Annotated in this window: 13 protein-coding genes and 1 pseudogene; 4 read left to right on the top strand and 10 right to left on the bottom strand. The window is 62.4% G+C overall.

What is annotated here, in order from left to right; translation table 11 throughout:
- Positions 1-81 precede the first annotated feature (81 nt).
- Positions 82-681 (top strand): HD-GYP domain-containing protein, encoded by a 600-nt coding sequence (locus tag ACIPHN_RS04230; RefSeq protein ID WP_400433226.1) that lies wholly within the window; start codon positions 82-84, stop codon positions 679-681.
- 70 nt (positions 682-751) lie between these two features.
- Complete coding sequence (locus tag ACIPHN_RS04225) at positions 752-1,963, top strand: YbfB/YjiJ family MFS transporter (protein WP_400433223.1); 1,212 nt, start codon at positions 752-754, stop codon at positions 1,961-1,963.
- A gap of 103 nt (positions 1,964-2,066) precedes the next feature.
- On the opposite strand, the pseudogene ACIPHN_RS04220 reads toward ACIPHN_RS04225, so the two are convergent.
- Positions 2,067-2,495: pseudogene (locus tag ACIPHN_RS04220) on the bottom strand (Imm26 family immunity protein); the annotation flags it as partial.
- A gap of 270 nt (positions 2,496-2,765) precedes the next feature.
- Between ACIPHN_RS04220 and ACIPHN_RS04215 the strand changes: the two are divergent.
- Positions 2,766-2,996 carry an antitoxin VbhA family protein gene (locus ACIPHN_RS04215; RefSeq protein WP_400433220.1) on the top strand — a complete coding sequence of 77 codons (231 nt, stop codon included), beginning with the start codon at positions 2,766-2,768 and terminating at the stop codon, positions 2,994-2,996.
- A 20-nt stretch (positions 2,997-3,016) separates the two neighbouring features.
- Here the strand turns inward: ACIPHN_RS04215 and ACIPHN_RS04210 are convergent, their stop codons facing one another.
- The 5 genes from ACIPHN_RS04210 to ACIPHN_RS04190 all read right to left on the bottom strand — a co-directional run bounded on the left by ACIPHN_RS04210 (position 3,017) and on the right by ACIPHN_RS04190 (position 7,558).
- Positions 3,017-3,322, bottom strand: coding sequence for a hypothetical protein (locus tag ACIPHN_RS04210; RefSeq protein ID WP_400433218.1), 306 nt, complete (start codon positions 3,320-3,322; stop codon positions 3,017-3,019).
- Between the two features lie 11 nt (positions 3,323-3,333).
- Positions 3,334-4,491, bottom strand: a complete 1,158-nt coding sequence (locus tag ACIPHN_RS04205) for an RHS repeat-associated core domain-containing protein (RefSeq protein ID WP_400433216.1) — start codon at positions 4,489-4,491, stop codon at positions 3,334-3,336.
- 465 nt (positions 4,492-4,956) lie between these two features.
- Positions 4,957-6,042, bottom strand: a complete 1,086-nt coding sequence (hisC, locus tag ACIPHN_RS04200) for a histidinol-phosphate transaminase (RefSeq protein WP_400433213.1) — start codon at positions 6,040-6,042, stop codon at positions 4,957-4,959.
- Between the two features lie 93 nt (positions 6,043-6,135).
- Positions 6,136-6,795, bottom strand: a complete 660-nt coding sequence (locus ACIPHN_RS04195; RefSeq protein ID WP_400433210.1) for a hypothetical protein — start codon at positions 6,793-6,795, stop codon at positions 6,136-6,138.
- Between the two features lie 88 nt (positions 6,796-6,883).
- Complete coding sequence (locus tag ACIPHN_RS04190) at positions 6,884-7,558, bottom strand: Crp/Fnr family transcriptional regulator (RefSeq protein ID WP_400434044.1); 675 nt, start codon at positions 7,556-7,558, stop codon at positions 6,884-6,886.
- A gap of 185 nt (positions 7,559-7,743) precedes the next feature.
- On the opposite strand from ACIPHN_RS04190, the gene ACIPHN_RS04185 reads away from it, so the two are divergent.
- Positions 7,744-9,384 carry an acyl-CoA synthetase gene (locus ACIPHN_RS04185; protein ID WP_400433207.1) on the top strand — a complete coding sequence of 547 codons (1,641 nt, stop codon included), beginning with the start codon at positions 7,744-7,746 and terminating at the stop codon, positions 9,382-9,384.
- On the opposite strand, the gene ACIPHN_RS04180 is transcribed toward ACIPHN_RS04185, so the two are convergent.
- From ACIPHN_RS04180 to ACIPHN_RS04165, 4 genes are all read right to left on the bottom strand, one after another.
- Positions 9,385-9,975, bottom strand: coding sequence for a molybdopterin-dependent oxidoreductase (locus tag ACIPHN_RS04180; RefSeq protein WP_400433205.1), 591 nt, complete (start codon positions 9,973-9,975; stop codon positions 9,385-9,387).
- A 142-nt stretch (positions 9,976-10,117) separates the two neighbouring features.
- Positions 10,118-11,032 (bottom strand): bile acid:sodium symporter family protein, encoded by a 915-nt coding sequence (locus ACIPHN_RS04175; RefSeq protein ID WP_400433202.1) that lies wholly within the window; start codon positions 11,030-11,032, stop codon positions 10,118-10,120.
- A gap of 227 nt (positions 11,033-11,259) precedes the next feature.
- Positions 11,260-11,544: a hypothetical protein gene (locus tag ACIPHN_RS04170; protein ID WP_400433199.1), complete on the bottom strand. Its 285-nt coding sequence runs from the start codon at positions 11,542-11,544 to the stop codon at positions 11,260-11,262.
- Between the two features lie 168 nt (positions 11,545-11,712).
- On the bottom strand, positions 11,713-13,041 hold a 1,329-nt coding region (locus tag ACIPHN_RS04165; RefSeq protein WP_400433196.1), incomplete at its 5' end, for an ATP-binding cassette domain-containing protein.

Raw genomic sequence — 13,041 nt, 5'->3', positions numbered from 1 at the left:
GTCCGCCGGGCCGCACCCGGGGGTGCGGCGCCCTGCTGCGTTCACCGGCACCGCGACGGAGGCAATCTCACGGGAACAGGAATGCCAGTTTCAGCACCGAACAAGATCTATCAGGAAGTCGTCGATGCATTGATTTCACTGCATCGGCTTACTGACGGCTATACGCCCAATCACGAAGACCAGACGGCCGAGCTGTCGGTGATGATAGGGCGTCACCTGGGCCTGCCCGCCGAGCGCATCGACGTGCTGCACATGGCCGCGCAGGTGCATGACATCGGCAAGGCGCGCATCCCGCTGGAGCTGCTGACCAAGCCCGGTCGCATCACCGCCGACGAGTACTCGGTACTGAAGACGCACGTACAATTCGGTTACGAGATTCTCAACAAGATCAGTTTCCCCTTCAACCTGGCCGAGATCGTCTGGTGCCATCACGAATACCTGGACGGCAGCGGCTACCCGCGCGGCATCCGCGGCGATGACGTCCCCTTCGAAGCACGCATCCTGACGGTGGCTGACATCGTCGAATCCATGTCGGCCGACCGCCCCTATCGCAAGTCGCTGGGCATGCAGGTGGCCCTGGAAGAAATCCAGCGCCAGCGCGGCACGCGCCTGGACCCGCACGTAGTAGACGCCTGCCTGCACGTGGTGAACACCAACAACTGGCGCCCGCTGGCCAACTGAGTCACGCGGCATCCCCTGCTGCATCGGCTACACTGGGTGGCATAACAATGACACCCGGAGACGCCACCTCATGCCGACCCCCACAGCGCATGCGCCCTCGCCTTTCGTCCTGCAGCACCCCATCCTGACCGCCCTGGCCCTCTCGCTGGGCACGGCCGTCGCGCTCGGCGTGGCACGCTTTTCCTACGCGCTGCTGCTGGCGCCGATGCGCAACGATCTCGACTGGCCCTACCTGGTGGCCGGTGGCATGAATACCGGCAACGCCCTGGGTTACCTGCTGGGCGCCCTGGTCACGCCGTTGCTGATGCGCCGTTACCACGCGCACCGCGTACTGGTCGCCGGTGCCTTCGGCACCGCCTTGCTGACCTTCCTGCCCGGACTGGTCACCGACACCGCGATGCAACTGTCGCTACGGATAGTAACCGGCGTGACCAGCGCCCTGATCTTCGTCTCGGGGGGATTGCTGGTGAGCCGCCTGGCCGCCCTGCATGCGCAACGTGCCGGTCTGCTGCTGGGACTCTACTACGGCGGCACCGGCATCGGCATCGTACTGGCATCCCTGCTGGTGCCACCGGTGATGCAGCTGGCCGCCGAGCGTGGCGCCGCGCATCCCTGGCAATGGGCCTGGCTGTTGCTGGGCGCGCTGGCGCTGGTGGCGAGCGTATTCATGGCGCTGCCGGCCCGGCATATCCCGGGCAGCCCGGCGCAGGCACTGGCGGGCGGCAACTGGCGCGCGCGCAGCCTCGGCTTCGGGCTGGTGGGGTATCTCTTTTTCGGATTGGGATATATCGGCTACATGACCTTCGTCATCGCGCTGCTGAAGGAACAGGGCATGGCGCCCGCGCGTATCACGCTGTTCTTTGCCCTGCTGGGCGCCGCCACGTTTGCCTCCTCGCGCATCTGGGCGCGCATGCTGGACCGCTTCCGTGGTGGCCAGTCGCTGGCCATCCTCAACGGCCTGCTGAGCGTAGCCACGCTGATGCCGGCCATGACGGCCGCGCCCCTGGCGGTATTCGCCTCGGGGATCCTGTTCGGCGGATGCTTCTTATCAGCGGTGGCCTCGACCACCGCCATGGTGCGCCACAACCTGCCACCGGCCGACTGGCCAGCCGGCATCAGCGCCTTCACCATCATCTTCGCCGCCGGCCAGATCGTCGGACCGACCATCGTCGGCTGGATCGCCGACGGTGCCGGTGGCTTGCAGCGCGGGCTGGTGTTTTCTGCGGTCATGCTGCTGGCGGGGGCGGTGGTGGCTAGTCGGCAGAGGGGGTTGGTTGGGTGAGTGGCTGATTGTGCTAGTGGCTGCAGCACACCGCTGGCCTGCTGTACGGCCCCTCACCAAGGTCACGCCGACAGTACTCGCGCCACGAAAAACCGTTTTCCACCTAGAGTTCTAACTGTCCTTTTATTGCTAGGACATACCTATTTTCACGCCCTGCAAAGTAATCTTCTAGCCGTTCCTGCACGTAGAACGAGAACCACGTTGAAAGAACTTCGAGTCCATCACACTCTTCAAGACTTGCAGCCGCCTCTTTCCCATTAGAGTAAATGTAACACTGAGCAGACCCTACGGGCTTATGCAAATAACGGCCTGGTTGCGCATAGTCACCTTGCAGTCCCACACTATCAATAACAGTCCAACCGCCAGTTTGTGGTGCATCCTTTGCCACCGGCACTCTAAACGCAAGAGGCAAATTTTGCAGTTCCTTGGGAGGACTTGCGCTATCTGATCGGAAATCAAAAAAAGCAAAATCCTTTCCTGTGCATACAAGCCCAAACGCATAACCACTAGATTTCAAGGGGATGGCAAAGACATCGCCTTCTTCAAATGATTTTTACTTCGTCTATTCATTTTCATACCTTAAAGCGCGTCTGTTTGGTGAGCGGTCTGGCAATGGTCCAAATGCAGAGATAGACGCACCAATATAAATTGGTCGTAGTGGATTAAAGTCAGCAACCCCGTTGATCATATTACGAGATGTACCGCCTACGCCTCGTGCGCCGCCGTAGTAATCAATAAGTTGCTGTTCGCGCCCACGGATAGGTACCTTGGAATCTTGCAGACTATTTCATCGAGAATCGCCATGACCACAGACATCATTGAGCTTGACAAACAACGCGAGCGCCGCCGCTATATCGCACTGGCCCATGCCTCCGACGAGTGGCAGCAGATTAAGACGTCCTTCGGAATCGAGGGCATGATCCTCGACGACAGTAACGCCGAGATCATTGGGCGCATGCTTGCTGGCGAAATGACACTGGATGAGGCGCAGAAGGCAATCCTGCGCCTCCTTGATGTCGGCGAACCAATGTGATTCAGGCTGCAGGCCTACTATTAATCAGCATCAGGGAGATCGTTAAACCACTCTGGCCAGCTATCATTTATCGCATAGTGGATAACAAACTCAGCGATAGTTCTTGTACTAGCTTTCTTCGATCTGATGTATTCAAGCTGCGTCATAAGATCTTCATGATCCAAAACAACCTCAAACCCAGCGTCTGAGACTGACTTCGGTATTGAGAAGTCATCTGACAGCGGAATATATAATGCTTCAGAACACCAAGTAAGTGGAGGTTTCGCAACCAATACCATCTCATCAGAGATTTGCTCCGCTATATTAATCGCCTCTTCTATATTCATAACGGCCTCCTTTACCAAGCCTTTCCCCACTCTGCATACCCACCAGTTCCATTAGGATGCAGAGCTCCTTGAAAAATCGAACCTGGCCTATGTTGAGTAGCTGGAACTAATTGTATAACTCCCGGACGACCAACTACTTGATGCCATTGGAACCCGGCAGGAGTATTTCTACCAAATGACGATTGAACTCCTAGGTTTGACAAAACTTGACTGAGCTCTTTGTTGCTCGACATAGCTTCTGCTAAGCCTCGGTTTGCTAATGACTTATGCTCAGAACGAGATCCTCGGCCGGTCTGAGCAATTTTTGTCTCAAACACAACTGAATAAGCACTTGCCTTCTCAACCGCCGCTGCTGCTTTTGCTCCCTTCCCGAAGGGAAGCAACTCAGACGCGAACAAGACTCCGGCAGTAACATAGTTGCCATCACCGATCTGAGCCCCTACGTCAGGCAAACTTGAGCCCGGCAACATGGCAACGCCGAAATCAACCACGTTACTGGTATAACCACCGATCTTCTCCGCAGTAGTCTCTGACCACATTACGCTGCGGTTATCACCGGTGTACCCGTCTTTCAGCTGCGTCAGCACTCCACCGTTGGGTGCTGTGTTTGCCGAATCTGCCACAGAATCGACAAACAGTGACGTGGCCTGAGAAAAGACGTTCATTGCAGATGCCATTGTCGCAGCGTTCGTCGAAAACGCTGGCGAACCGGTGGTACTAACTACCGGCTTCGCTGCGGGTGCTGGCGTTGGTGCCGCAGCTGGTTTACTGGAGGACGGTGCGTTTCCACGATATGCAGGTGGCCCCTGTGGGTTAAAGAAACCGCCATTCCAGTCAGCGCCACCACCACCGTAGTACGATCCCCCACCACCTGAACTGCCTGAGAACACGTCATAGCCGGATGCGTCTACCCAAATCAGCGGCTGATTGAAGACGTACGCATATCTATTGAAACTTTGGATGTTGCCCGGGTCAGGAATCTTGGGATCCGCACTCATGAACCTGCCCAGAGCAGGATCATAGACCCGGCCATTCATGTGGATCAGCCCCAGCTCCTCCAGGTGCTCATGGTTCGTAAAGCCTCGATCCGTGTTGATCCCTACAACCGTCCCCTCACTATCGGTCGCCCCTCCCACCTGACGTCGCTTGCCGAACGGTTCATACGCCAAGCGCTCAACTCCCTGCTAGTACCGCCGTTGATGCATCAGCCCGCCGGGCGTGGCGCCGCGCATCCTTGGCAATGGGCCTGGCTGTTGCTGGGCGCTATGGCACTGACGGTGATAGTTTATTGACTCCCATATGATCGGCAAGGTGAACCAGCAATAGGGCCTCTCCTTATTCATCTGATCAATCGCCAATTTCACTTCAGGCGAAAAATCCGGCAGCTGATCCAAGAAAAATGAACGGAGCGCTGGAGGGGCAAAGCCAAAGTCAAATTCATACCGCTGAGTCCAGGAACGATAACGAACCGCTATAAGCGCTTCGACGTCGGTCTCCCGGCTATCATCGAAAAAAATAACTTAAATTGCTCGAATTGATCTTCTGTCCGGGGAGGAAGCTAAAGCCAAGGCGTTCAAGTCGGTCAACCACAAGACCATGTTTTTTCATTTGGCGTCAGCACCGCCCCACACTGGTCACACTACCGCAGCAAGATGACGCCCCAACGCCTCCACCAGCGTCGCACAATCCTCATCGGTACCGATGGTGATACGCAGGAACTGGCTGATGCGCTCGCTCTTGAAGTGGCGCACGATGATGCCGTCGCTGCGCAGGGAGGCTGCCAGCGTGGCCGCATCGTGTTGCGGATGGCGCACGAAGACGAAGTTGGCCGCCGATGGCAGCACCTGGAAGCCCAGTGCCGCCAGTTGTTCCACCAGCGCGGTGCGGCTGGCGATGACCATGCCGCAGGTCTTCTGGAAGTAAGCCTCGTCTTCGATCGCGGCCGTGGCGCCGGCAATGGCGGGACGATCCAGCGGGTAGGAATTGAAGCTGTTCTTGACCCGCTCCAGCGCATCGATCAGGTCGGCGTGGCCGATCGCAAAACCGACCCGCATGCCGGCCAGCGCGCGCGACTTGGAGAAGGTCTGCACCACCAGCAGGTTGGGGTAGCGCTGCACCAGCGGGATGGCGGTCTCGCCACCGAAATCGATGTAGGCCTCGTCGACCACCACCACACGCTGCGGGTTGCCCTGCAGGATGCGCTCGATCTCCGCCAGTCCCAACAGGCAGCCGGTGGGGGCATTCGGATTGGGGAAGATGATGCCGCCGATCTCTTCGCCCTGGCCGATGTAGTCGTCGGCGCGCAGCGTGAAATCGTCGGCCAGCGGCACCGCCTGGTAATCGACCTGGTACAGCCCGGCATAGGTCGGATAGAAGCTGTAGGTGATGTCGGGGAAGAGGATGGGCTTGCCGTGCTGGAGCAGCGCGTGGAAGGCATGTGCCAGCACTTCATCGGAACCATTGCCCACGAACACCTCGCGCGCGCTGATGCCGTCGGCGGCATGGCGGCGGGCGATGGCCAGCTTGAGCGGCTCGGCATCCGGGTTGGGATACAGGCGCAGGCTGTCGCCGACCTCGCGGGCGATGGCTTGCAGGGCCAGCGGCGAGGGGCCGTAGGGGCTTTCGTTGGTGTTCAGCTTGACCAGGCGGGCGATCTTGGGTTGTTCGCCGGGCGTGTAGGGCGTCAGGCGGCTGACGATGGGGCTCCAGAACTTGCTCATGAGAAATCGGCCCGCGCAGGGCCCTGCAGAATTGAGGGGAAAGCGCAGATGGTAGCAAACTTGCCGCCTGCTGGCGGCCCACAGCGCGAAAACTCAGAAATACGGCCGGTATCGCGGCCGGCGGCGCTCGTCCTGCCGCATCGGCGTGGGTGCGGCGACATGGCTGAGCAGCGACAGCGCGCGTGCCGCAATCTCGGGCGGCAAGCCGATCACATCGTGGCAGGCCCGCTGCATGGCGGCCGTCGAGGCAAACCCGGCTGCGCCGGCATCGGCGCCGGCATCGTCCATGCGCGCCAGCGCCGCCAGTACCCAGGCCACGCGCTGCTCGCGCACCAGGCTGCGCAGGGACTCGCCTTCGGCAAAGAGTAAAGCGCGCAGGCGTGCCGCGCTGATGTCCCAGGCCTGGGCGATGCCGGCGGCGCTCCAAGGCGCCGACGGATCGGCGAAGATGGCGGCGGCCAGGCGACGGGCGTGGGGCTTGCTGGCGTCGGCTGCGCGCTCCATGTCGGCGGCCGATTGCGCCTCCAGCGCCAGCGACCAGACCGCCGGCCGCATGCCCTGCGGCAATACGCGTGGATGGGCCAGGCAGCTGAAGCGCACGAAGGAAGGCACGCTGAAGCTCTCGCCCTCGCGCAACTCCACGCTCACGCCACCACTGCGCAGGGTGGCGCCGCCCTTCCACACGCGCACCCGCGCCGCTGTGGCAAAGCGCAGCTCTCGTAGGTGCAGGTGATGGTGGGTGACGATGGCCATGGGTGGTATCCGCTGTTACGTTCCGATATTGCGTTCCGATATTAAGGCAGACCCGGCGCGCCAACTGTCATCGCGGTGACCATGCGCGTCATAGCGTGGCCATGCCGAAGGCACGCAAGCCGTCCAGGTCGACCACGCGGATGCTCTGGTAGGAAATCTCCACCAGCCCCAGGTCGGCCAGGCGGCGCATGGCCTGGTTCACGCGCTGGCGCGACAGTCCGGTCAGGAGACCGATCTCTTCCTGCGACAGTTCCAACACCTCGGAGGTACGCGGATAGAGCATGGGATGGAACAGTTGCGCGATGGCCTGGGCCACGCGGGCATCCACATCGAGCAGGCGCTCGTTCTGGACGGTGGCGATGAACTGTCCCATGCGCTCGTTCAGCTGGCCGATGACGAAGGCATTGAAGGGCAGGCTCTCGGCCATGAGGCGATGGAAGGTGTCGGCCGGCACCAGCAAGATCTGCGCGGCGCGGATGGCGATGACATCGTAGCGGCGCGCCTCGCGCTTGATGACGCTGCCCTCGCCGCACCAGCCGCCCTCGGGCACACCCGACAGCGTGCTGCTGCGGCCATCGACGTTGTAGACGGCCAGCTTGATCAAGCCCTCATGCACGCCGATCCAGTAATCCGAACGCTCGCCGCGCCGGGCGATGAAGGCATCGGCCGCATAGCGCACCAGTTGCGTGGTGGCCGCCGCCAGCGCGCGATGCTCGGCCGCCAGGGCGGTGAACCAGGCGTGCTGGGACAGATGCTGCTCCATCGGGATGCTCATGGGGTGAGATGCGGCTCGTTCGGCAAGAAACAGCAAATATTGTCGCATGTCAGCCTTGTCGTCGTGATGACAAAGCGCAAGTGACCATCGGTGCTACCCTAATGGCCATCTGCGCGGCCCACAATAATTCCACCGCAGGCCGCGACCAAACCACGCAGCACCAGGAGACCAGCATGGCAGATTTCGATACCGGCCTCGGCCGCAACGCCGCCAATTTCGCGGCCCTCACCCCGATGGATTTCATCGCCCGCGCCGCCGCCGTCTACGGCAAGCGCCCCGCCATCGTGCACGGCGCGCTGCGCCAGGACTGGGACCAGACCTATCGCCGCACGCGCCGCCTGGCCAGTGCGCTGCAACGCCTGGACGTGGGCAAGAACGATACCGTCTCGGCCATGCTGCCCAATACCCCGGCGATGGTGGAGGCGCACTTCGGCGTGCCCATGGCCGGTGCGGTCCTGAATGCGCTCAACATCCGCCTGGATGCCGAGTCGATCACCTTCATGCTGCGTCATGGCGAGGCCAAGGTCTTGCTCATCGACAGCGAATTCGCCGCACTGGCGCGGCAATTGCGCGCACAGATGCCGGCCCTGAAGATCATCGAGGTGTTCGATGAACTGGGCCCGGCGCCGGTAGCCGGCGAGCGCTTCGGCGAATTCGAATACGAGGCCCTGCTGGCCGATGCCGATGAGGACTTCGACTGGCAGATGCCCGGCGACGAATGGGATGCCATTGCCCTGAACTACACCTCCGGCACCACCGGCGACCCCAAGGGCGTGGTCTATCACCATCGCGGCGCGGCCATCAACGCCATTTCCAACATCCTCGAATGGGACATGCCCAAGCACCCGGTCTATCTGTGGACGCTGCCCATGTTCCACTGCAATGGCTGGTGCTTCCCGTGGACGGTGGCGGCCCGTGCGGGCGTGAATGTGTGCCTGCGCAAGTTCGAGCCCAAGCTGGTGTTCGATCTCATCGCCGAGCATGGCATCACCCACTACTGCGCCGCGCCCATCGTGCATGCGGCGCTGGCCAATGCGCCGGAAGGCTGGCGGGCCGGCATCCGTGGCCCGGTCAAGGCGATGGTGGCCGGTGCGCCGCCGCCAGCGGCCGTGCTGGCCAAGATGGAAGCCATGCAGTTCGACCTGACCCACGTCTATGGCCTGACCGAAGTCTATGGACCGGCGGCGGTGTGCGCCGAACAGGATGAGTGGAGCGGCCTGTCCGTGGACCAGCGCGCCGTGCTGAAGTCGCGCCAGGGGGTGCGCTACCACCTGCAGAGCGGCGTGACGGTGCTCTCGCCGGAGACCATGGAAGCGGTGCAGGCCGATGGCGAAGAGATCGGCGAGATCATGTTCCGCGGCAACATCTGCATGAAGGGTTATCTGAAGAACGACCGCGCCACCCGCGAGGCCTTTGCCGGCGGCTGGTTCCATACCGGCGACCTGGGCGTGATGAATGCCGACGGCTACATCAAGATCAAGGACCGCAGCAAGGACATCATCATCTCCGGCGGCGAGAACATTTCCAGCGTGGAGGTGGAGGACGTGCTGTATCGCCATCCCGCCGTGCTGGCCGCCGCCGTGGTGGCACAGCCCGACGAGAAGTGGGGCGAGACGCCTTGCGCCTTCGTCGAACTGAAAGATGGCGCGACCACCGATGCGGCCGAGCTGACCGAGTTCTGTCGCGGCCACCTGGCCGGCTTCAAGGTCCCCAAAGCCATCTATTTCGGGCCGCTACCCAAGACCTCCACCGGCAAGATCCAGAAGTTCGAATTGCGCAAGCGGATGAAATCCGACAGCGCCATCGACGTCTGATCAGGCCTTGCGCACGGCGATGTGATACAGGCCCCAGGGGCACTGGCCAAAGCGCTCCGCCAGCGGACGCGCGGCCAGCTCGGGAATGCTGTCGGCATCGTAGACCGCCCACAGCGGCCCCAGTCCGCCCAGCGGGATGGGCTTGCCATCGAGATGGGTGGCGACGATGAAGCGCAGCCGCGCGATATCCTGGGGCGAGACCAGCACGGCATAGCCATCGATGGCGCGCAGGGCGCAGTTCTCGATGCTGGCGGGCGCACCGCTGGCGCGCAGCACGTCGCTCAGCAACGGACCGCGCAGCGTGTGACGACGGCCGTCGTATTCCAGCGTGGGGCGGATCTCTACCGACGGCAACGCTGTCAGAGCCGCGAAGTCGAAGGTATGGGCCTTGTCGAAGGCCAGTTTCTGCTTGGCCATCATCTGGTCCAGCGCCGGATCGAGGGCACCGCGATTGGGCGCGTCGATGTCGCCGGTGACGGTCAGCAGGACCGGGCCGTGGCTGCCTGTCTTCTTGCCGGCAGCCAGTGCGGGCAAGGCTGCCGCGCCGGTCAGCAGCGAGGCGCCCAGGCCCAGGAAATGGCGTTTTTGCATATGCTCCCCTCCCCTTTGTTTGCAATGTGGTTTGCGATGTGATGCAGGATTGTAGGCCCATCCGGCCCACCATGGACAACGGCCCGGATCCTGTCAGGGTCCGGGCCGTCGATGTCAGGTACTACGCGCTGGCGCGCCGCACTCAGTCACGCGGCGGACGACCGCGCCAGTAACCGGCCAGCAGCGAGCCGGACAGGTTGTGCCAGACCGAGAACAGCGCACCCGGCAGGGCCGCCACCGGCGTGAAATACAGCTTGCCCAGCGCTGCGGCCAGGCCGGAGTTCTGCATGCCCACTTCGATGGCCAGCGTGCGGCAGACCGCTTCGTCGAAGCCCAGCAGGCGTCCACCCCAGTAGCCACCCAGCAAACCCAGGCCGTTGTGCAGGATCACGCCCACCAGCACCACCAAGCCCACCGAGGCGATGCTGGCCTGGCTGCCCGCCACCACCGCCGAGATGATCAGCAGGATGGCGACCATCGACACCAGCGACAGGTAGGGTTCGATGCGACGGATCAGGCCGCCGGCGAAGATGTTGGCCACCAGGCCCACGGCGATGGGCACCACCACGATCTGCACGATGGACATGAGCATGGCATGTGCATCGAAGTGGATGGCCGCATCCACATACAGCTCGGTCAGCATGGGCGTGGCAAACACCGACACCAGGGCCGACAGCGTGGAGATGGTGACCGACAGCGCGACGTCGCCGCGCGAGAGATAGATCATCACATTGGAGGCGGTGCCGGAGGCAACGCTGCCCACCAGCACCATGCCGGCGGTCAGGTCGGGCGGCATGCGCAGCACCTTGGCGATGACCCAGGCGGCCAGCGGCATGACCAGGTAGTGCAGGACGATGCCGGCAGCCACCGGCGCGGGGCGCTTGATGATGCGCTTGAAGTCGTCCACGGTCAGCGTCACACCCATGGTCAGCATGATCAGCGTCAACAGCTGGGTGATGTATTTGCCCAGGGGCGTGAAGGTCGGCGGCGAGAAGTAGGCGGCGGCGGAAAGCAGCAGCGCCCACACGGGGAACAGGCGGGTAATCGTGGCTAACATGGTCAGAGCGGATGAATGAAGACGGACCCGGCCCCGAAGCAAATCGGAGGTCGGTGGCGCAATTTTTATAATGGGGTACGCGGATGACGCATACGTTGGCAGAGCGTTTTCATCGTTCACCGGATAGGGTGACGGCCTCTGCACAGGCGGGCGTCTTGTGGACGCAAGGGCGTGATTCTACCCGCGCAAGGCGTTTCCTGCCGGCGTCCCGCCGGATGGGAGCGGACTCAGGCCGGCGCGTCGCACTTGAAACTCACCATCACCTTGGGCGGCATCACGCCGATGACACCCTCGGAGCGTTCGCTGCCGATCACGCGCATGCGCCGTCCCAGCTTGCGGCACCAGTCATCGGCCTGCTGCAATCCCTGGATGGCCACGCCATCGTTACCGTGCCAGCGCGAACTGGCCACCAGCAGATAGGTATCCTTGTCGATCTGTGTGACCGGCTGCGAGCTGGCACAGCCGCCCAGCAGCAGGGTGATGGCCAGTACATGGACATGGCGCGTCTTCATCGGGGCTCCCGCATCGTCTTCTGATGCAGCGATGGTAGCCAGCCAGGCGCATGGCGTCATGCATCCCTACAACTCTTTACACGATCGTCATGATGTCGTGATCACGAAAAAAAACGCCGCTGGATGCCAGCGGCGTTCTTCGTCACAACCAAGCAAGCGATCACGCGATCAACGCGTCACCGGCTTGTAGCGGATACGCTTGGGCTTGGCGGCTTCTTCACCGAGGCGCTTCTTCTTGTCGGCTTCGTATTCCTGATAGTTGCCGTCGAAGAAGGTGACCTGCGAATCGCCCTCGAAGGCGATGATGTGGGTGGCGATACGATCCAGGAACCAGCGATCGTGGGAGATCACCAGCACGGTGCCTGCGAATTCCAGCAGCGCATCTTCCAGGGCGCGCAGGGTTTCCACGTCGAGGTCGTTGGAGGGTTCATCCAGCAGCAGGACGTTGCCGCCCTGCAGCAGGGTCTTGGCCAGGTGCAGGCGACCGCGCTCACCACCGGAGAGGTTGCCGACGACCTTCTGCTGGTCACCGCCCTTGAAGTTGAAGCGGCCCAGGTAGGCACGCGAGGGCATTTCGAAGCGGCCCACGGTGAGGATGTCGGCACCGCCCGAGACGTCCTCGAAGACGGTCTTCTTGTTGCCCAGGTCTTCGCGCGACTGGTCCACCAGCGACACCTTGACGGTGGGGCCCAGCACCAGTTCGCCGCTGTCCGGCGTTTCGCGGCCGGCCAGCATGCGGAACAGGGTCGACTTACCGGCGCCGTTGCGCCCCAGCACGGCGATGCGTTCGCCAGGCTGGATGTCCAGCTGGCCGATGTTCAGCACCGGTGGCGCCTCGGGGTCGTAGCGGAAGTTGGCCTGGCGCAGCCTGTACTCGCCGCGGATGGCCGGCAGGTGCACACGGGCTTCGCCTTCGGGGTGGTCGACCGGTGACTGCATCAGCTTGTCCAGGCCTTTCAGCGCCACCTTGGCCTGCTGCCAGCGGGTCAGCACATGGGTCAGCTGGGCCAGCGGCGCCATCATCCGCGAGGACAGCATCGACGCCGCCACCAGGCTACCGGTGGTGAGGTCGCCAGCGATGACCATCGGCGCGCCGATGACGATGACCACGGCAAACACGGCGCCCTGCACGTTCTGGGTCCAGGTCACCAAGCCGTTGGTCAGGGTGCGCAGGTGCAGGTTGGTGTGCGCGCAGGCGGCGTTGTACTGGTTCCACTGGCGCTCGAAACGCGCCTCGGCCTGCAGCGCCTTGATCTCGTCCAGGCCCTGGATGCTTTCCACCAGCATGGCGTTGCGCAGCGATGACTCGCGCATCGAGGCATTGGCCAGGCGCGCCAGCCGGCGTTGCGCCAGCAAGCCGGGCAGCAGCATGGCCAATAGCGCCACCAGCGGAATGAACACCAGCACGCCACCGATCAGCCAGAACACGAACAGGAACAGCAGGAAGAACGGCAGGTCGGCCAGCGCCGTGGCGGTGCTGGAGGTGATCAGGTCGCG

This window comes from Herbaspirillum sp. NPDC087042, assembly GCF_044745245.1.
In the GTDB taxonomy this organism is placed as follows: Bacteria; Pseudomonadota; Gammaproteobacteria; order Burkholderiales; family Burkholderiaceae_D; genus Herbaspirillum.
This window is presented reverse-complemented; position numbering and strand designations above follow the sequence as displayed.